Here is an 18568-nt window from a genome sequence, read left to right as displayed (position 1 = left end):
CCGCGGCACCCTATCTAGACCCCATGACCGCCCGTATAGCCCACCTCGAGAGCCGCGCCCTGATCCGGGTCTCGGGCCCGGACGCCCGCCCCTTCCTGCACACTCTGCTCACCCAGGACGTCGAGACCCTCACCCCCGGCGACCTGCGCTTCGGCGCCCTGCTCTCCCCGCCGGGGCGGCTGCTGTTCGACCTGTTTCTGTGGGGCGAGGCGGACGCCGTCGTGCTCGATGTCGCCGCCGACCGGCGCGACGCGCTGCTACAGCGGCTGGCCATGTATCGGCTGCGGGCCCAGGTCGCGGTCGAGGCGGACGACCGCCCCGTCTTCGCGGCCTGGAGCGGCGCGGCCGATGGTTTCACCGCCGACCCGCGCGTCCCCGCTCTCGGAGGGCGGCGCTATGGCGACGGCGTCGCAACAGACGCGACCGAGGACGACTATCAGGCTCACCGTCTGTCCGTCGGCGTCCCCGAGCCTGCCGCCGACTGCCCGTCCGACAGGACCTTTCCAATCGAGGCGAATTTCGACCTGCTGAACGGCATCGACTTCCAGAAGGGCTGTTTCGTCGGCCAGGAGACCACCTCGCGCATGAAGCGGCGGGGGGCGATCAAGACCCGCATGCTGCCCCTCGCCTTTGACGGCCCCCTGCTCCCCTTCGGGGCCGAGGTGCTCAACGGCGAGCTGCGCGCCGGCGAGGTGCTCAGCGGGCGCGACGGCGCAGCCATGGCCCTGCTGCGGCTCGACCGGATCGGGGGCGACCTGACCGCCGATGGGCGGCGGGTCAAGGTCCGGCGGCCGGACTGGTCCGGCCCCTAGAACGAAAAACGCGCCCGAAGCGGACTTCGGGCGCGTCTCTTTGTGGTCGTGGGTCGATTACTCGGCGGGAGTCTTGATGGCGGCGTCGACATTCTCGGCCGCCTGGTTGGTTGCAACGGCGGTATTGTCGGCCGCCGCGTCGACGTTGGCGGCGGTGTCGTTGGCGGCCGAGGCGACCGTCTCGCCGGCCGCGTCCGCGGTAGCGGCGGCGTTCTCTTCAGTCTTCGGCGAGCAGGCCGTCAGGGCAAGGGCGGCCGCGGCAGCGGCGAACAGGGCGATACGCATGGAAATCCTCCTTATGGGAGATACGGTTGTTCAGGCTTGGCCATGACTTGTCCAGTCCGATTGCGCTTTGACCCCGGCCGACGGGGCCATCATCATCGGGTTTTCCAGTCAGGGAGCCCCCGCATGCCGCTGATCGACCTCAGCCACACCATCGAGGACGGCATGATCACCTACAAAGGCCTGCCCGCGCCGCTGGTCTGCGACCATCTGAGCCGCGAGGCCTCACGCGCCAACTACGACGCCGGAACCGAATTCCAGATCGGGCGCATCGAAATGGTCGGCAACACCGGCACCTATCTGGACACGCCCTTTCACCGCTACGCCGACGGCGAGGATCTGAGCGACGTCGGCCTCGAGCGCGTCGCCGCCCTGCCCGGCCTCGTGGTCCGCGTCCCTGACGTTCAAGCGATCGACGCCAACCGGTTCGCCGATTTGGACGTGTGCGGCAAGGCCGTGCTGGTCCACACCGGCTGGGCCCGTCATTGGCGCACCGAGGCCTATTTTGAGGACCACCCCTTCTTGACCGAAGCCGCGGCCGCCCTGCTGGTCGAAGCCGGCGCGGCGCTGGTGGGCATCGACTCCCACAATATCGACGACACCCGCACCCGCACCCGGCCGACGCACACACTTCTGCTCGGCGCCGGCATCCCGATCTGCGAACATATGCGCGGCCTGGAGTTGCTGCCTGACGCCGGATTCCGCTTCACCGCCGCCCCGCCGAAGGTCAAGGCGTTCGGAACATTTCCGGTACGGGCGTTCGCCGAAATGGGCTGACGGCGATTCAAGGATTTTCAGCGCCAGTCGAATTATTGCGCCATCTTCTCGACGCGGTTCACCCATCGGTGATACGCAGGAAGGGCGCAGGGGGCGCATCTCTCAAAGGATCAGTAATATGTTCAAGGCTCTCGCACGCCGCGCCGTACTGGCGACCGCCATATCGGCTGTCGCTTTCGGGACGATGGGCTTCCAGTCCAACGATGGCCAGGACCGTCGTGTTCGCATCATCAACGCCACCGGCGTCACCATGACCCATTTCTACGCCTCGAGCTCGGGCGAGGACGATTGGCAGGAAGACATCCTCGGACAGGACGTGCTGCTGGCCGGCGCCTCGGTCCGGATCAACATCGACGACGGTTCGGGCGCCTGCATCTATGACTTCAAGGCCCGCTTCGCCGACGGCGACGAGCTGGAGCGCTACCGCATCAACGTCTGCCAGATCACCGAGTATCGCTACAGCGCCGGTTGATCGGCCGAACCAACCGAAGATCAGGGCCGCGCCTCCGGGGGCGGCCCCTTTTTTGCGCCCGATCCGCTACGCTGCCCTCATGCTCGACTCACTCCACCGCTGCGCCTGGTGCGGGACCGATCCGCTGTACGTCGCCTATCACGACGAGGAATGGGGCGTGCCCGAGTATGACGCCCGCGCCCTGTGGGAGAAGCTGGTTCTGGACGGCTTCCAGGCGGGTCTGGCCTGGATCACCATCCTGAGGAAGCGCGAGGGCATGCGCGACGCCTTCGACGGTTTCGAGCCGGAGACGATCGCCCGCTACGGCGAAGCCGACATCGAGCGGCTGCTGGGAGAAGCCCGTATCATCCGCTCGCGGGCCAAGATCAACAGCGCCATCATGGGCGCGCGAATCTGGCTCGAGATGCGCGACAACGGCGAGGACTTCAGCGCGTGGCTCTGGTCCTTCGTGGGCGGCGCCCCGATCCAGAACGCATGGACCGACAGCGGCGCCCGGCCCGTCGCTACGCCCGCGTCCGAAGCCATGGCCAAGGCGCTGAAGAAGCGCGGCTTCACCTTCTGCGGTCCCGTGATAGTCTATGCCTTCATGCAGGCTGTGGGCATGGTCAACGACCACGGCGTCGAATGCTTCCGTCACCGGCAGGTTCGTGCGATGGCCGGGTCGTGACCACCACTCCCAAAAGACCCGCAAAAGCAAAACCTCCGGCCAAGGTCGCGCGCGTCTTCCCGACGCTGGGTCTTGAAATCCTTCTGATCCAGGCCAGCGGCGGACCCGTCTGCGGCGTCGACGAGGCCGGGCGCGGGCCGTGGGCCGGGCCGGTATCGGCGGGGGCGGTGATCCTCAACCCCGACGACCTGCCTGAGGGCATCGACGACTCCAAGGCCCTGACCCACGCCCGGCGCGAGGCGCTCGAGATCGAGATCAAGGCCCGCGCCGTCGCCTGGGGCGTCGGTTCCGCCTCGGTCGAGGAGATCGCGGAGCTGAACATCCTGCATGCGACGGGCCTCGCCATGTGCCGGGCGATCGAGGCGCTGTCGGTCCAGCCGGTCGCGGCGCTGGTGGATGGCAACTACCGCTTCAAACTGCCGTGCGAGGTGCGAACCGTGGTCGGCGGGGACGGCCTGTCCCTGTCGATCGCCGCGGCCTCGATCCTGGCCAAGACGGCGCGGGACCGGCTTATGGTGGAACTGGACGCGGAGTATCCCGGCTACGGCTTCGCCGGCCACAAGGGCTACAACGCACCGGTGCATTCCGCCGCCCTGAAGGCGCTCGGCCCCTGCCCCGCGCATCGCCGCAGCTGGGCCCCGATCCGGGCCCTGCTGGAAATCTAGACCGCGAGCGCCCCGCCCAGAAGGGCACCCATCAGGGCCGCGATCAGACCGCCCGCGACCACGGTCACCCAGCCCGGCAGCGCGGCGATCAGCTCCTTCAGCGTCGGTTCAGGCACCGCCGGATCGTTGGCCAGCCGCGTATCGAACCGGGCCGTCGACGGCGGACGCCAGGCCACGGTATCAAAGGCATCGACGGTGCGACCATAGGCGCGGACGCCTTCAAGACGACGGGCGGACTGCATGGGCGACATTTCCATGCCCACCTAACGGCCTCATCAAACACCCGTTCCCGGATCAGGCCGCGTCCGCCAGGCTGACCGGCCGTTCGCTGACCACGAACAGATATTCGACGTTCCTCAGCCGACCCACCGCCCCGACCTTTTCGCCCTTGGGATTGTGGATGCCGATGCGGGCGCCGACGTACCGGGGACGAGCGATCTCGATGACCTGCACTTCCCCCCGGCCCGACAGCATCTCAACCAGCTGGTCGCGGCCCAGGTAGCCCTCATCGTTGAACGAGACGATCAGGTTCGGGGCCTTCAGCCCCTCGATCACCGCCCGCAGGGCCGGGGCGATGCCGGGCTTGCTGTTGAAGGCGCTCTTGCGGGTGCGGACATCGATCCGCTTGTTGGCGATCCCGTAGGTTTCCGGCCGGTCCCACAGGATCAGACTCTCCCAGCAATGGTAGTTGCCGAGATAGGAATGCTGGTTGTAGGGCGGATCCAGATAGACGAGGTCGGCCTCGACCTCGGGCGCCAGTTCGACCGCGTCCCGACGCGTCGCCTTGCACGGCCCGCCCGCCACGCCCGGCAGGATGTCGGGCATCCGCAGTTCGAGGGGTTTGAGCGCCCGCGCCGCCCATTGCTTCATGTAAGCCATCTGCAGGCCGGCCGTGGAATCTACCCGGTCGGCGGCCTCCATCAGGCTGACCAGGGCGACGGCCTCCAGCTCCGGCTCCAGCGCCAGGGCCGCGATCCGGTCGCGCGTGGCGTCGATTGCGGCGCCGTTCTCAGGCGTGAAATAGCGGGCGTCCTCGCAGAAGGCCTTGGTGAACCAGCCGGCCTGCGGCGTCACCGTACGCAGTTCCGCCAGCACCGCCTCGGCCCGCTCCAGCCAGCGTTCGCGGTCGGCTTGCACATAGGCGGTGGCGAGGATGTGGGCATAGGCGTTGTGATCGTTCGACCAGACCCGGTAGCCAGACCCCTTCAGCGCATGGCCGACCCGGGCGGAGCCGGAGAACAGGTCGCAGACCGTCCCCCCGTCGGGTAGCCGCCCGCGGATCGCGGTCGCGATCTGGGTCAGCAGCGCACGCTTCGAGCCGATATATTTGATCATGCCGACCGTCTCCTCCCCCTCAGGGGGAGGGGGACCGCGAAGCGGTGGAGGGGGAACCCCTCAGCGCTTCGCCTTCGCCGGAGCATGGGCCAGTCGCAGCAGATTCGCAGCCCCCGGCGCGCCGAAGGGCGTTCCGGCGAGGATCAGGATGCGCTGGCCCGGTTGCGCCATGTCGTATTCGACCGCGCAGTTGACGGCGTCCTCGGTGACGTCCTCCAGCGAAGTCGGCTCCTTGCCCAGCCGTGTCTCCAGCCCCCACACCAGCGCCAGCCGCCGCGCCGTCTCGGGCTTGGGGGTCAGGGCCAGCACCGGTTGCAACGGCCGCTCGCGCGCCATCCGCCGCGCCGTCCCGCCCAAGGTGGTGAAGACCACGATACAGGCCGTCGACTGGGCCTCCGCCGCCTTGCGCGCGGCGGCCACCAGGGCGTCGGCGTCAAAATCATCCATGCCGGCGTGTTCAGCATCCATCAGGCTGGGCCACATCGGGTCCTTTTCGACCCGTTCGATGATCCGGCTCATCACCCCGACCGATTCCAGCGGATAGTCGCCCGAGGCCGTCTCGGCCGACAGCATCAGGGCGTCGGCGCCCTCATAGGCGGCGTTGGCCACGTCCGACGCCTCGGCCCGGGTCGGAGCCGGTGACGCGGTCATCGACTCCAGCATCTGGGTGGCCACGATCACCGGCACCCCGCGCTGGCGGGCGGCGCGGATGATCTGTTTCTGGGCCACCGGAACCTCCTCCGGCTCCAACTCCACGCCCAGATCGCCGCGCGCCACCATGACCCCGTCGCAGTAGTCGAGGATGCTCTCCAGCTCGAGCAGCGCCTGGGGCTTTTCGATCTTGGCCAGACAGGCGGCGCGGCCCTTCACGATCTGCTTCAGCTCGGCCATGTCCTCGGCCTTCTGCACGAAGCTCAGCGCCACCCAGTCGACGCCGATGCGCAGGGCGAAGGCCAGGTCCTCGCGGTCCTTGGGCGTCAGGGCCGAGACCGGCACGACCGCCTCGGGCACGGCGACGCCCTTGCGGTCCGACAGTTTGGAGCCGCTCTCGACCGTGACATCGGCCCAATCGTCGGCGCGTTCATTGACCCGCAGCCGCACCCGGCCGTCGTCGAGCAGCAGCAGCATGCCGGTGCGCAGGGCCTTGAAGATTTCCGGATGCGGCATCTGCACCCGCGTCGCGTCGCCGGGCGTCGCATCGAGGTCGAAACGCATTTTATGGCCCGGCTTGATGTCGATCTCGACATCCTTGAACTTGCCGAGGCGCAGCTTGGGCCCCTGCAGGTCGGCCAGCACCCCCAGCGGCCGTTTAAGCGCCAGTTCCGCCCCGCGCACGGCCTTCAGCGCCGCGGCGTGATCCTCATGCGTGCCGTGACTGAAATTCAGACGGAAGACATCGACCCCGGCCTGGGCCAGGGCCTTGACCATGCCGGGTGCCCGGCTGGCGGGTCCCAGGGTCGCGACGATACGGGCGCGCCGGGATCGTTTCATCGAATATCCATAGGGCGGGAGGGCGATTCCCTCTTCTGCCATGAAAGCGCGCCCGGTTGAGTCCGGTTCGGTGGGAGAAACACGAAGTTATGGCGAGCGGTCGCGCAGGACCGCTTTTCGCGCTACCTCACGCCGAGCAACGGAGCGGACCATGGCAGGCCTGAAAGACAAGCGCGGCTTCATCGACCGGGACCGGCTGGACATGTCCGAACGCCAGGCCGTTGAACACTGGATGAAGCGCTGGGGCGTGACCCGCGACCAGCTTGCCGCCGCCCACCGCAAGGCCGGCCGTATGATCAAGGACATCGCCGCCGAACTGGGCAAGAAGCGGTAGGCACGTCCCGTCCGCTCATCCCCGCGTTCGTGGGGACGAGCGGTGCTGTTGAGGCCGTGGTGCGAGCGGCGGGGGTCGAACCCGCATGACCGAAGTCGAGGGATTTTAAGTCCCTTGCGTCTACCAGTTTCGCCACGCTCGCGGCTGCGGCGTGATCTAGCAGCGCCCGGCCTCTTCGGCCATGCGATCAGTGCGCCGCTTCCGCCACCGGCCGCATTGCCCGGAAGTCCACCTCTGAATCCGCGATCAGCCACACCAGCGCCGCCCACGCCGCCACGTTCTGGCTCATCTGCGCCGGATCGATCTTGTCCACGGTGTCGTCGGCGGTGTGGTGCAGGTCGAAATAGCGGGTCCCGTCCTGGTTCAGACCGAACACCGGCACGCCGGCACCCGCCAGCGGTCCGATATCAGCGCCGCCGTGAAGTTCCGGCTGGTTCGAGGACAGGACGCCGATCGGATACATCACCCGCGCCGCGGCCCGAGCGAACTCCGACCCCTGCGCGCCGGGCGGCAGGCCTAGGGCATAGACCCGGTCGGCGCCGAAATCGCTCTCGCCGGCGATAATGTGCTGCTCCACCGCCGTCCCGATGCCGCGCAGATAGGCGCCGCCGCCGTTGCCGGTGTCGGTGGGCTGGGCCACCTCTTCCGAGCCGTACAGAACGACCCGGACGGTCCGCGCCGGGCGGCGGCCGCTGTCGCGGATGGCCTTGGCCGCCGCCAGGGTGATGGCCCCGCCGGCGCCGTCATCGATCGCGCCCGTGCCCAGGTCCCAGCTGTCCATGTGCGAGCCCAGGACGATGATCTCCTCGGGCCGCGAGCGGCCGGGAATGTCGCCGATCACATTCTGGCTGACCGTCTGATAGGTGTGGGCGGTCGAGGACAGACGGATGCGCACCGTCTCGCCCATGGCGATCAGGCGCGAGACCGTGTCGGCGTCCGGCGCCGCCAGGGCGAAGCCCGGCAGGGGCACGACGCCATCGACATAGCGGGTGGTGCCGGTGTGCGGCATGCGGTGATCGTCCGAACCGGCCGAGCGCATGATGAAGGCCACCGCCCCCTTGGCCGCCGCCGCGCCCGGTCCCGCGCCCCGGATCCGCGTCAGCGGGCCGTAGCCCGAACCGTCCTGCATCCGCACCATCTGGCCGGCGTCGACATAGGCGATCTTGCCCGCCAGCGACCCGGCCGGGGCGGCGTTCAGCGCCTCAAGGCTGTCGAACCGCACCACCTCGGCCTCGATGACGCCGTTGGTGCCGGGCGAATGACCGAGGGCGGCGAGGACCAGCCGCTGCGGCCGGGCGCCGATGATCGAGCCGCTCTCCTCGCCCCGCTCCCAGCCGACCAGCGGGAACTGTTCGATGCGCACGTTCTGGAAGCCTTGGGCCCGCATATAGTCGGCCGCCCAGGCCGAGGCGTCCTGCTCGGCCTTCGACCCCGCCGGCCGCGCGCCGAACCGGGTGGTCAGCTGGGTGACATAGTCGAGGGCGATGTTCTGGTTCAGCGCCGCATCGCGAATCGTTTCCGCCCGCTGGATGGTGGCGGCGTCCTGGGCCACGGCGGGCGCCGCGGCGAGGGTCAGGGCCAGGGCGCTGGCGGCGAGAAGACGAACGGACAGACGCATGACGGCTCCGGGACTCGAGGGGGAGCCGGAACCTGAACCTTGCGAGGGAAGCGGACAAGCGGTCCGCGTCAGAGTTTTTTCGAACGCCCCATAAGGGCGCGCGGACCTACTCGCCCTTGACCCAGGCCTCGACCGGACCCTGCAGCTTGACCGTCAGGGCCTTGCCGCGGCGATCGACGCGGTTGCCGACGGCCAGGCGGACCCAGGCCTCGGAGATGCAGTATTCCTCGACATTGGTCTTTTCCTCGCCCTTGAAGCGTACGCCGATCCCCTTGGCCAGCAGGTCGGCGTCATGGAACGGGCTGTCGGGATCGACACAGAGGCGGTCGGGAAGGACGTCGGTCATGGCGAGGCTCGAAGCGGGAGGAACGGCAGCGGCTTTAGCGGAACCGCGCGGATCGTCCAAGGCTTTCACGCTCGCGCCTTGATCGCGGTCCGCAGCGGCATAGGTAAGCGCCTTCCCCTCCGGAGCCTCCCATGACCGACCAGCCCGCCATCACCATCGACGGCCACGCCATTCCCCTGCTGGGGTTCGGCACCTGGAACCTGACGCCCGAGGTCGCCCGGACCATGGTGGCCGAGGCCCTGCGCATCGGCTATCGCCACATCGACACCGCCTGGATCTATCACAATGAGGCGGCTGTCGGAGACGGCATCCGCGACGCCATCGCCGCCAGCCATGTCGCCCGCGAGGACATCTGGCTGACCACCAAGATCTGGGTCGCCCATTTCGACCGCGAGGGCCTGTTGAAACAGGCGCGCGAGAGCGCGGCCAGCCTCGGCTTCACCCCCGATCTGCTGCTGCTGCATTGGCCCAAGACCGAGCCGTCGTTCGAGGAAACCCTCGGGGCGCTGAATGAGGCGCAGGCGCAGGGCCTGACCCGGACCATCGGCCTGTCCAACTTCCCGTCGGCCGAATTCCGCCGGGCCCAGAGCCTGTCAAAGGCCCGGCTGGTCACCAACCAGGTCGAATACCACCCCTACCTCAAGCTGACGCAGCTGGTCGAAACGGCGAAAGATCTAGGCTCGTCGATCACCGCCTGGTCGCCGCTGGCCCAGGGCAAGATCGCCGACGACGCCACCCTGAACGAGATCGGCCGCGCCCACGGCAAGTCGGCCGGACAGGTGACCCTGCGCTGGCTGATCCAGCAGAACGTCATCGCCATCCCCCGCACCTCCAAGATCAGCCGGGCCGAGGAGAGTTTCGACATCTTCGATTTCGAACTGTCGGCCGAGGAGATGGACCGCATCCACGCCCTCGCCCGACCTGAGGGCCGACTGGGCGACTGGATTGATCCCGCGTTCAAATGGGACCCGGAATGGACTTGAAGCGCGGCGGCTGCCCGCGCCGTGCACCTGCCGCTGTGGCGCCAGGGTCGAATGTGCGGACCTACTGAACCCGTCGCTTCAGATCAGAGGAGCACCACGTCGGCGCCGTAGTGGGTCAGTTGCTCGTCGCTGGTGATCAGCGTCGCCTGCCGGTTGATCGATTGGGCGACGATCATTCGATCAAAAGGATCACGGTGGAGCAACGGCAGTCGTGTCGCGAGTTGCGCGTCGGCCAGGGTCGGCGAAACGAGCTCGAGCCCCCACGCCGCAACGACCTGTTCGTCGAACTCAAACGGGCGGTTCAGCTTGCCGGTCGCCTGTTTGATCCAGAGTTCCCATGGCGAGACGACGCTGACCATTACCCGGCGGGCGTACCGCAGGCGATCCCGGACTCCCTGCTTCTTCAGCCGCTCGTCGTCGATCAGCCACCAGAGCAGAATATTGCTGTCCAGCCAGTAGGGCCTCAAGGCTTGTCCTCAGGGGACAGAGGCGCGTTGGCCGAAGCTTCGAACATTTCCAGAATTTCCGCGTCGCCTTCGCGCCACGCCTTCTCGTCCCAGATCAACTGACCCTTGAGCGCGCCGGGTTCCCGGTAGACCTTTCGCTCCGGCGTCTCGCGCACCAGACGCACCACCCGCTTGCCCGCGCGCGCGATCACGACCTCCTCGCCAGCCTCGACGGCGGCGATCAGCTCGGAGAGCTTGGTCTTGGCTTCGTGGATATTGACCTGGCGCATGTTAGCTAACTTAGTCCACTTGGCCCCGTGCGGCAAGGTCGCGGGTGACAGAAGGCCCACGTCCGCCTAATCCATCCGCTCCACCGGAGCGGTTCATTGGCCTATAAATCCCTGCGCGACTTCATGGCCATGCTGGAGGCCGAGGGCGAACTGGTCCGCGTCTCCGAGCCCGTCTCGACCCACCTCGAGATGACCGAGATCCAGACCCGGCTGCTGCGCAACGGCGGTCCGGCGGTGCTGTTCGAAAAGCCCGTCATGCCCGACGGCTCGATCAGCCCGATCCCCTGCCTCGCCAATCTGTTCGGCACGGTGAAGCGCGTCGCTATGGGCGTGACGATGGACAAGAAGATGCGCACCACCGCCGCCGAGCTGCGCGAGGTCGGCGAGCTGCTGGCCTTCCTGCGCAACCCGACCCCGCCGCGCGGCCTGTCGGACGCGATGGAGATGCTGCCGCTGGCCCAGACGGTCATGTCGATGCGGCCGAAGGTGGTGAAGAAGACTGCCCCCGTGCAGCAGATGGTGCTGAAGGGCGACCAGATCGACCTGACGTCCCTGCCCGTCCAGGGTTGCTGGCCCGGCGAGCCCGCGCCGCTGATCACCTGGGGTCTGGTCGTCACCAAAGGCCCCTCCGACGACCGCGAGGACGACTTCAACCTCGGCATCTACCGCATGCAGGTGCTGGGCAAGGACAGGGCCATCATGCGCTGGCTGGCCCACCGCGGCGGGGCCCAGCACTACGCCCGGCACAAGAAGGCGGGCAAGAAGGGCCCCCTGCCCTGCGCCGTCGTGCTCGGGGCCGATCCGGGCACCATCCTGGCCGCGGTGACGCCCGTGCCGGACACCCTGTCGGAATACCAGTTCGCCGGCCTGCTGCGCGGCCAGAAGGTCGAACTGGTCCCGTGCAGGACCATCCCGCTGATGGTCCCCGCCCATGCCGAGATCGTGCTGGAAGGCCACGTCCTGTTCGACGAGCACGCGCCCGAGGGCCCCTACGGCGACCACACCGGCTACTACAACTCGGTCGAGACCTTCCCGGTCTTCCAGGTCACCGCCATCACCATGCGGAAGGACCCCATCTATCTGACCACCTTCACCGGCCGCCCGCCGGACGAGCCCTCGGTGCTGGGCGAAGCGCTGAACGAGGTCTTCATCCCCCTGCTGCGGGCCCAGTTCCCCGAGATTACCGACTTCTGGCTGCCGCCCGAGGGCTGCAGCTATCGCATCGCCGTAGTGTCGATGAAGAAGGCCTACCCCGGCCACGCCAAGCGGGTGATGCTGGGCGTCTGGAGCTATCTGCGCCAGTTCATGTACACCAAGTGGGTGATCGTCGTGGACGACGACATCGACGCCCGCGACTGGAAACAGGTCATGTGGGCCATCTCCACCAAGATGGATCCGGCGCGCGATATCACCGTCATCGAGAATACCCCGATCGACTACCTCGACTTCGCGTCCCCGGAGAGCGGCCTCGGCTCCAAGATCGGCCTCGACGCCACCGACAAATGGCCGCCCGAGACGAAGCGCGAATGGGGCGAGGAGATTCGCATGGACGAGGCCGTGGTCCAGCGGGTGTCGGCGATTTGGGACCGGCTGGGCCTGCCGGGCGACGGCGCGCCGATCTGGAAATCGGGGACCGCGTTATAACTTCGTTGCAACGGAGAACGGCCATGACGTCCGCGATCAGGAAGATCGGCAATTCGGCGGCGTGATCCTGCCCAAGCCCGCCCTCGCGGCCCTTGGCGTGCAGGAAGGCGGCGCCGTCGAGTTCGTCTATGAGCCGGGAAAATCAGCATCGTCCCCGCGCGGCGAAAGGTCCGCGAAGGGTGGGAAGAAGACGCCAGGCCAATCGCTGCGGCCGGCCTGACCGAGGAAGAACGCCAATGGCTGGACGCGGACCTGACCAACGACCCGGACGACGAATGGGATGCGCTGACGGAGGATGACATGGCGCGCGTCGACGCGGAGCTGTTCGCCAGCGGCGTGGTCAAGCCCTGAATGGTACGGTGGGGTGAAGTCTGGTGGGTGAGTCTGGATCCGACCGTCGGGCCGAGATCCGCAAGACCAGACCTTGTCTCGTCGTATCGCCGGACCAGTTGAACCGGCACGGGAGCTCTGTGATCGTGCCGCTTACCAGCAGCGAGAAGCGGCGCTTCCGCGTTTCCACGTCGGTAACTGGCAAGCCTGGAGCGGCGGCGGCCGATCAGGTGCGCGCCATCGTTCACGCCCGTCTGGGTCGTCGCATCGGGGACGCCGCTCCCAAGGTGTGCTGACGGCCGTGTTGGCCACCCTGCGCGAGATGTTCGACGACTGAGCCGGCGCCGATTGCGCGTGACGAAACGCCGATCCAGCAATAGGCTGACTCGTTAATCGCGCTCGGGGAGGGGCCGGTTTGAGCGATTTCGAATTCTTCTTCAGCTTCTACGGCCTGCTGCTCGGCCTGTCGGTGGCGGAGGTAGCGCAGGGGTTTTCGCGCACGTTGAGATCGCGGCGCCGCCTCCGGATCGGCTGGCTGACGCCCCTGCTCGGCGTCGTGGTGATGCTGGATATTTCCAGCTTCTGGGTTCTGGCCTGGCTGAATTTCCGGGACTTTCAGATCAACGAACTGGCGCTGTTCTTCGGGCTGGGGATCGCGCTGGCCTATTATCTCGCCGCCAGCGTCGTCTTCCCCGCCGATCTCGGCGAATGGACCGACCTCGACGACTACTATGACGGCCACAAGCGCTGGGTCGTCGGCGGCATGGTTGTCGCCAACGTCATCGCCGTCGGCTACAGCCTCGGCCGGGCGGTGGCCGCAGGGGCGGGCGCGCCGGACCTGCTGCCGAGCGCGGCGCTGCTGATATTCTTCTTCGGCATGCTGGGCCTGATCTTCGCGGTCCGGTCGCGGCGGGCGAACCGGTGGCTTCTCGGCGTTCTCCTGCTCGCCCAGTTCTTCGTCGCCGTGATCGGTGGTTTGACCCGCATCATGGGTCCGACGGCATGACGGCGTTCGAGTTCTTCTTCGGCTTCTTCAGCCTGGTCATGGGGCTGGCCCTCGTGACGGTGGCGTCGGGCCTGGCCAATGTTCTGCAGGCGCGCAAGGTGGTGCCGCTCGGCTGGTTGACGCCCCTTCTGGCCCTGCTGGTGCTGCTGGACATCTGTAGTTTCTGGGTGATTGGCTGGAACAACTTTCAAGACGTGACCATCAGCTACGGCACGATCTACCTCGGGCTGGGGATGACGCTCGTGTATTTCCTGTCGGCGGCCCTGGTGTTTCCAAAGGATTCGTCCGAGTGGCCGTCGCTGGACGACTATTACGACAGCCACAAACGGCTGGTCCTCGGCGGCGTCCTTTTCAGCAATGCGGTGGGGGTGATCTGGCGCGTGATGACGGTGGACCAAAGAGCGTTCGATCTGACCACGACGGCGCTGCTCGTTCTGTTCTTCGCCGTGCTGATCGCCCTGATGCTGATCAAGAACCGGCGCGTCAATCTGGTCCTGCTGCTGGCGCATCTTTCGACAGACGCTGCGCAGGCCTTCGTCGGCTGATCGGCCCCACCCCGGGCGCGCGCTTGAATCCGGACGACGAAAGGCCGAGGACTCCCCGATGCGCTCCTTCCTGATCTTCTTCGCCCTCACCGTCCTCGTGTCGAGTCCCGCAATGTCCCAGTCCCAGTCCCCGCCCGCGCCCGACGCCGCCCCGTGGGACCAGCCCTTCCTGCCCCCCGCTCCGGCCTGGGACGGCGCCAGCCGCGCCCTGCTGCGAGGCCCCTCGGACCCGTGGGTCACGGCCTTCGAGCTCGACGCGGAACACGACGAAAGCCCGAACTATGCCGATACCCGCGCCTGGTTCGACCGGCTGGACGCCGCCTCGGACCTGATCCGCATCGAACAGTTCGGCGTCTCGCCCGAAGGCCGGCCGATCTACGCCGTCATCGCCTCGAAGGACGGCGCCGCCTTCGACCCGTCCAAGCCCGTTCTGCTGGCCCAGGCCGGCATCCACCCGGGCGAGATCGACGGCAAGGACGCGGGCATGATGCTGCTCCGCGACATCGCCTTCAACGGCAAGGACGACCTGCTCGACCGGGTCAATCTGATCCTCATCCCCATCCTGTCGGTCGACGGTCACGAGCGGGCGTCCGCCTACAGCCGGCCCAACCAGCGCGGTCCCCGCATCCAGGGCTGGCGCAACACGGCGACCAACCAGAACCTCAACCGCGACTATCTGAAACTGGACCAGCCCGAGATGCGCGCGGTGCGCGGCCTGATCCTCAAATACCGGCCCGACCTCCACGTCGACATCCACGTCACCGACGGCATGGATTACCAGTACGACGTCACCTACGGTTACAACGGCGAGAACGGCGTCTGGTCGCGTTCGCCCGCCATCGCCCGTTGGCTGGACGTGATGTTCAAGCCGGCGATCAACGCCGCGCTTGAGGCTGAAGGCCATATCCCCGGCGAACTGGTCTTCGGCATCGACGCCGATCCGCGCGCCGGCCTGTCCGACGGCGGCCTGGGCGAGCGGTTCTCCAACGGCTGGGGTTCGGCGGCCCATGTCCCGACCATCCTGATCGAGAACCACAGCCTGAAGCCCTATGAGCAGCGGGTGCTGGGGACCTATGTCTTCCTGGAGGCCGCCCTGCGCCGTCTGGCCGCCGACGGCGCCGCCCTGCGCACCGCGATCGCCGCCGACATGGCCCTGCGGCCTGCCGAAATCCCCGCCAATTTCGCGCCCGACCCGACCCCGGCCTACACCCGGACCTTCAAGGGCATCCGCTACGAAATGTACGACAGCCCCGCCTCGGGCCGCCCCGAAATCCGCTGGCTGGGCGAGCCGGATCCTGAACCCTGGCTCCTGCCCTTCTACGGTTCGCGCCCGACCCTGACCCTGGCGCGTCCCGAGGCCTATTGGGTGCCCTCATATCGCGCCGACATCATCGAGCGCCTGCGTCTCCACGGCGTCCGGATGGAGACCGTGACGGCTGCCCGCACCGTCAATCTCGACATGCTGCGCCTCGTCGAGCCGAAGCTGGCGACCCGCGCCAACGAAGGTCATGTCGGCGTCACCGTCGCCGACGTCACACCCGAGCGCCGGGACTGGACCTTCCCCGCCGGCTCGGTCCGCGTGCCCACCGACCAGCCGCTGGGCGACATCGTCGTCCTGCTGCTGGAGCCGCAGTCTTCGGAGAGCTTCTTCGCCTGGGGCCTGTTCCCCGAGGTGCTGAGCCGGGTCGAATATATCGAGGGCTACGCCATCGCCCCGCTGGCCGAGGCCATGATGGCCGCCGACCCCGCGCTGAAAGCCGAATTCGAGGCCAAACTGGCCGCCGAACCGGAATTCGCGGCTGACGGCGACGCGCGGCTGAGCTGGTTCTACGAGCGAACTCCGTTCTATGATGATCGCTACCGCCTCTATCCTGTGGCCCGCGAGAACTGAGCCCGCCATGACCCCCGAACAGTTTCTGGGCTTCCGCACTGAAGCCTTCATGGCCGTCGCCCTGTGGACCGGCCTGTCGCTGCTGTTCGTGCTGTTCCTGTCGCTGAGGATCAGCACGGGCCGGCGCCGCCTGAAGGTGTCGGTCGGCGACGGCGGTCAGCCGGAGCTGACGGCCACGACCCGCGCCTTCGGCAACGCCATCGAATACATGCCGCTGGCCCTTGTCGCCCTGGCCGTCGTGGCGGTCTTTTACAGCGCGGCGCTCGTGCACGCGCTGGGCGGTGCCTTCCTGCTGGGCCGGGTGTTGCATGCCTGGGGCATGGCGCAGGAGAAGCAGCCGGCGGTCGGGCGGATGCTGGGTATGCTTCTGACCTACGTCCCGTTCCTTGGCATGGCAGGACTGTTGATCTTCGCCGCCTTCTCCTGACGGCGGTTGCACCCATGGGGCGGCCCGGCCATATCGGGGCATGACCTCCCCGCGTGACACCGCCGCCTCTCCCGACATCCTGCCCGATCTGGTCGCCGCCGCCCTGAGGGCCGGGGCCGACGCCGCCGAGGCCGTCTCGGCCGAGCGCGCCTCCCTGTCCGTCGGCGTCCGCAACGGCGCGCTGGAAGACGTCGAGCGCGAAGAGAGCCGCGACCTCGGCCTGCGTGTCTTCATTGGCCGACGCTCAGCTGTCGTCTCCGCCTCGGACCTGTCCGACGCCACCCGCGCCCGGCTGGTCGAGCGCGCCGTGGCCATGGCCCGGCTGGCCCCCGAAGACCCCTATGCGGGCCTCGCCCCGCGAGACCGCCTTGCCCGCGGCCCCTTCGCCGACCTCGACCTGTTTGACCCCGCCGAGCGCAGCGCCCCTGACCTCGAAGCCATGGCCGCCGAAACCGAATCCGCCGCCATGGCGGTGCCCGGCGTCGCAAAATCCGAAGGCGGCCACGCCTCGGCCTCGACCAGCCGCTGGCGGCTGGTCACCTCGCACGGCTTCGACGGCGCCTATCACGGCTCGGCCTTCTCGCTCGGCGTCGGCGTCATCGCCGAAAAGGACGGCGCCATGGAGCGCGGAGGCGAACACCGCGCCGTCCGCCATCTGTCCGATCTGCCCTCCGCCGCCTCGATCGGCGACTTCGCCGGGCGGCGCGCCGTGGCCCGCACCGGACCGCGCAAGATCGACTCGACCACCGCGCCGGTGATCTTCGAGAACCGCATCGCTGCGCAGGTCATCTCGCCCATCCTCGGCGCCATCTCCGGCCCTTCCATCGCGCGCGGCACCTCGTTCCTGAAGGACCGCCTCGGCCAGCGGATCCTGCCGGCCGGGGTCGATCTGATCGACGACCCGTTCCGCATCCGCGGCCTCGGCTCGACCCCGTTCGACGACGAGGGCGTGGCCGTGTCGCGCCAGTCGATCGTGCAGGACGGCGTCCTGACCACCTGGCTGCTGAACAGCGCCGCCGCCGCCCAGCTGGGACTCGCCTCGACCGGCCACGCCTCGCGCGGCCTTGCCGGACCGCCCGGCGTCTCGACCCACAACCTGCACCTGGAGCCGGGTGAGCGGGACCTCAATGGACTGATGGCTGACGCCGGGACGGGCCTGCTGGTCACCTCCATGTTCGGCCCCTCGCTGAACGCCAACACCGGCGACTGGTCAGCGGGTGTCTCCGGTTTCTGGTTCGAGAACGGCGAGATCGTCTGGCCGGTCAGCGGCGTCACCGTCGCCGGCAATCTGGCTGACCTCTGGACGCGGCTTGAGCGGGGCTCGGACCTGGAATTCCGCGGCAGTTTCAACAGTCCGTCGTTGATGTTCGACGGCGTCGCCATCGCCGGCAAATGAGCGACCTCGCGGCCGATCTCGACCTGATCCGCGATGCGGCCGAGGCCGCGGGCCGGCTGGCGCTGGCCGAACGCGACGCCGGGCTGAAGATTTGGTCCAAGTCCGGCGGCTCTCCCGTCACCTCGGCCGACATGGCCGTCGACCAGTTGCTCAAGGATGCGCTGCTGTCAGCCCGGCCCGACCACGGCTGGTTGTCCGAAGAGACCGCCGACAACGCCGAACGCCTGTCAAACCGCCGCATTTTCGTGGTCGATCCGATCGACGGCACCGTCGCCTATATGAAGGGCAAGCCTTGGTGGTGCATTCCCATTGCCATGGTCGAGGACGGCCGACCCGTCGCCGCTGTGATCCACGCTCCGGCCCTGGGGGAGACCTTCACCGCCACGCTCGGCGGCGGCGCGTTCTTGCAAGGCCGACCGATCACCGCCTCTGACACCACCGATCTGGACGACGCCTCCGTGTTGGCCGACGCCCGGCTGATCGAAGGGCCGCACTGGATCGAGCCTTGGCCCGCCATGCGGTTCGAGAAACGCAACGCCATCGCCTACCGCATGGCGCTCGTCGCCGCCGGGGCCTTCGACGCGGCCATCAACCTGACCCCGAAATGGGACTGGGACGTCTGCGCCGGCGCCCTGATCGTCGAGGAGGCCGGCGGCCGGGTCAGCGACCACCACGGCCACGCCTGGCGCTTCAACCAGGCCGATCCGCGGCAGAACAGTCTTGTATGCAGCGCTCCGGCGCTTCACCCGTTGATCGTGCGGCGGACAGCGCCTATTCCGCTGGCGCCCCGCTAGCTCGCTCATCTCCGGAC

General features: G+C 68.0%; 23 protein-coding genes and 1 tRNA gene. 15 read left to right on the top strand and 9 right to left on the bottom strand.

The window, feature by feature from the left end:
* Positions 1-23 precede the first annotated feature (23 nt).
* Positions 24-812 (top strand): folate-binding protein YgfZ, encoded by a 789-nt coding sequence (locus Q8K49_RS08890; protein WP_305305386.1) that lies wholly within the window; start codon positions 24-26, stop codon positions 810-812.
* Between the two features lie 57 nt (positions 813-869).
* Here the strand turns inward: Q8K49_RS08890 and Q8K49_RS08885 are convergent, their stop codons facing one another.
* Positions 870-1097, bottom strand: coding sequence for a hypothetical protein (locus tag Q8K49_RS08885; protein WP_305305385.1), 228 nt, complete (start codon positions 1095-1097; stop codon positions 870-872).
* 123 nt (positions 1098-1220) lie between these two features.
* Here Q8K49_RS08885 and Q8K49_RS08880 point away from each other — a divergent pair, with 123 nt between their 5' ends.
* From Q8K49_RS08880 to Q8K49_RS08865, 4 genes are all read left to right on the top strand, one after another.
* Positions 1221-1871 carry a cyclase family protein gene (locus Q8K49_RS08880; protein WP_305305384.1) on the top strand — a complete coding sequence of 217 codons (651 nt, stop codon included), beginning with the start codon at positions 1221-1223 and terminating at the stop codon, positions 1869-1871.
* Between the two features lie 118 nt (positions 1872-1989).
* Entirely contained in the window at positions 1990-2343 is a 354-nt protein-coding gene (locus Q8K49_RS08875) for a hypothetical protein (RefSeq protein ID WP_305305383.1), read from the top strand.
* Positions 2344-2422: 79 nt separating this feature from the next.
* A complete protein-coding gene (locus Q8K49_RS08870) occupies positions 2423-3010 on the top strand; it encodes a DNA-3-methyladenine glycosylase I (protein WP_305305382.1) in 588 nt (195 codons plus the stop codon).
* A gap of 65 nt (positions 3011-3075) precedes the next feature.
* The gene (locus Q8K49_RS08865; RefSeq protein WP_370867760.1) at positions 3076-3675 is read left to right on the top strand and encodes a ribonuclease HII; all 600 of its coding nucleotides are present in this window, start codon (positions 3076-3078) and stop codon (positions 3673-3675) included.
* On the opposite strand, the gene Q8K49_RS08860 is transcribed toward Q8K49_RS08865, so the two are convergent.
* The 3 genes from Q8K49_RS08860 to pyk are packed head-to-tail and all read right to left on the bottom strand — an operon-like array spanning position 3672 to position 6501.
* Positions 3672-3917, bottom strand: coding sequence for a hypothetical protein (locus tag Q8K49_RS08860; protein ID WP_305305381.1), 246 nt, complete (start codon positions 3915-3917; stop codon positions 3672-3674). The two genes, Q8K49_RS08865 and Q8K49_RS08860, sit on opposite strands and share 4 nt — an antisense overlap.
* A gap of 52 nt (positions 3918-3969) precedes the next feature.
* Positions 3970-5010, bottom strand: coding sequence for a DNA adenine methylase (locus tag Q8K49_RS08855; RefSeq protein WP_305305380.1), 1041 nt, complete (start codon positions 5008-5010; stop codon positions 3970-3972).
* Positions 5011-5070: 60 nt separating this feature from the next.
* On the bottom strand, positions 5071-6501 hold the full coding sequence (gene pyk, locus Q8K49_RS08850; RefSeq protein ID WP_305305379.1) for a pyruvate kinase: 1431 nt from the start codon (positions 6499-6501) through the stop codon (positions 5071-5073).
* Positions 6502-6652: 151 nt separating this feature from the next.
* Here pyk and Q8K49_RS08845 point away from each other — a divergent pair, with 151 nt between their 5' ends.
* On the top strand, positions 6653-6835 hold the full coding sequence (locus Q8K49_RS08845) for a DUF3606 domain-containing protein (protein ID WP_300467388.1): 183 nt from the start codon (positions 6653-6655) through the stop codon (positions 6833-6835).
* A gap of 57 nt (positions 6836-6892) precedes the next feature.
* On the opposite strand, the gene Q8K49_RS08840 is transcribed toward Q8K49_RS08845, so the two are convergent.
* The 3 genes from Q8K49_RS08840 to Q8K49_RS08830 all read right to left on the bottom strand — a co-directional run bounded on the left by Q8K49_RS08840 (position 6893) and on the right by Q8K49_RS08830 (position 8799).
* A tRNA-Leu gene (locus tag Q8K49_RS08840) sits at positions 6893-6977 on the bottom strand.
* 45 nt (positions 6978-7022) lie between these two features.
* The gene (locus Q8K49_RS08835) at positions 7023-8453 is read right to left on the bottom strand and encodes a M20/M25/M40 family metallo-hydrolase (protein WP_305305378.1); all 1431 of its coding nucleotides are present in this window, start codon (positions 8451-8453) and stop codon (positions 7023-7025) included.
* Positions 8454-8559: 106 nt separating this feature from the next.
* Positions 8560-8799 (bottom strand): DUF3297 family protein, encoded by a 240-nt coding sequence (locus Q8K49_RS08830; protein WP_305305377.1) that lies wholly within the window; start codon positions 8797-8799, stop codon positions 8560-8562.
* A 131-nt stretch (positions 8800-8930) separates the two neighbouring features.
* On the opposite strand from Q8K49_RS08830, the gene Q8K49_RS08825 reads away from it, so the two are divergent.
* The gene (locus Q8K49_RS08825; protein ID WP_305305376.1) at positions 8931-9782 is read left to right on the top strand and encodes an aldo/keto reductase; all 852 of its coding nucleotides are present in this window, start codon (positions 8931-8933) and stop codon (positions 9780-9782) included.
* An 83-nt stretch (positions 9783-9865) separates the two neighbouring features.
* Here the strand turns inward: Q8K49_RS08825 and Q8K49_RS08820 are convergent, their stop codons facing one another.
* On the bottom strand, positions 9866-10249 hold the full coding sequence (locus Q8K49_RS08820) for a type II toxin-antitoxin system VapC family toxin (protein ID WP_305305375.1): 384 nt from the start codon (positions 10247-10249) through the stop codon (positions 9866-9868).
* Positions 10246-10518, bottom strand: coding sequence for a type II toxin-antitoxin system Phd/YefM family antitoxin (locus Q8K49_RS08815; RefSeq protein WP_305305374.1), 273 nt, complete (start codon positions 10516-10518; stop codon positions 10246-10248). The genes Q8K49_RS08820 and Q8K49_RS08815 overlap by 4 nt, the downstream gene beginning before the upstream one ends.
* A gap of 96 nt (positions 10519-10614) precedes the next feature.
* Here Q8K49_RS08815 and Q8K49_RS08810 point away from each other — a divergent pair, with 96 nt between their 5' ends.
* The 8 genes from Q8K49_RS08810 (at position 10615) to Q8K49_RS08775 (ending at position 18551) form a co-directional block, all read left to right on the top strand.
* Entirely contained in the window at positions 10615-12162 is a 1548-nt protein-coding gene (locus Q8K49_RS08810; RefSeq protein ID WP_305305373.1) for a UbiD family decarboxylase, read from the top strand.
* A 374-nt stretch (positions 12163-12536) separates the two neighbouring features.
* A complete protein-coding gene (locus tag Q8K49_RS08805; protein ID WP_305305372.1) occupies positions 12537-12788 on the top strand; it encodes a type II toxin-antitoxin system PemK/MazF family toxin in 252 nt (83 codons plus the stop codon).
* 119 nt (positions 12789-12907) lie between these two features.
* Positions 12908-13498, top strand: a complete 591-nt coding sequence (locus tag Q8K49_RS08800; protein WP_305305371.1) for a hypothetical protein — start codon at positions 12908-12910, stop codon at positions 13496-13498.
* Positions 13495-14043 (top strand): hypothetical protein, encoded by a 549-nt coding sequence (locus Q8K49_RS08795; protein WP_305305370.1) that lies wholly within the window; start codon positions 13495-13497, stop codon positions 14041-14043. Before Q8K49_RS08800 ends, Q8K49_RS08795 begins: the two co-directional genes overlap by 4 nt.
* A gap of 112 nt (positions 14044-14155) precedes the next feature.
* Positions 14156-15934, top strand: a complete 1779-nt coding sequence (locus Q8K49_RS08790; RefSeq protein WP_305305555.1) for a M14 family metallopeptidase — start codon at positions 14156-14158, stop codon at positions 15932-15934.
* 7 nt (positions 15935-15941) lie between these two features.
* Positions 15942-16361: an MAPEG family protein gene (locus tag Q8K49_RS08785; RefSeq protein WP_305305369.1), complete on the top strand. Its 420-nt coding sequence runs from the start codon at positions 15942-15944 to the stop codon at positions 16359-16361.
* 40 nt (positions 16362-16401) lie between these two features.
* Positions 16402-17757, top strand: a complete 1356-nt coding sequence (locus tag Q8K49_RS08780; RefSeq protein ID WP_305305368.1) for a TldD/PmbA family protein — start codon at positions 16402-16404, stop codon at positions 17755-17757.
* On the top strand, positions 17754-18551 hold the full coding sequence (locus tag Q8K49_RS08775) for a 3'(2'),5'-bisphosphate nucleotidase CysQ (protein ID WP_305305367.1): 798 nt from the start codon (positions 17754-17756) through the stop codon (positions 18549-18551). Before Q8K49_RS08780 ends, Q8K49_RS08775 begins: the two co-directional genes overlap by 4 nt.
* The last annotated feature ends 17 nt before the right edge of the window (positions 18552-18568 follow it).

This window comes from Brevundimonas sp. (assembly GCF_030682035.1).
GTDB lineage: Bacteria > Pseudomonadota > Alphaproteobacteria > Caulobacterales > Caulobacteraceae > Brevundimonas.
This window is presented reverse-complemented; position numbering and strand designations above follow the sequence as displayed.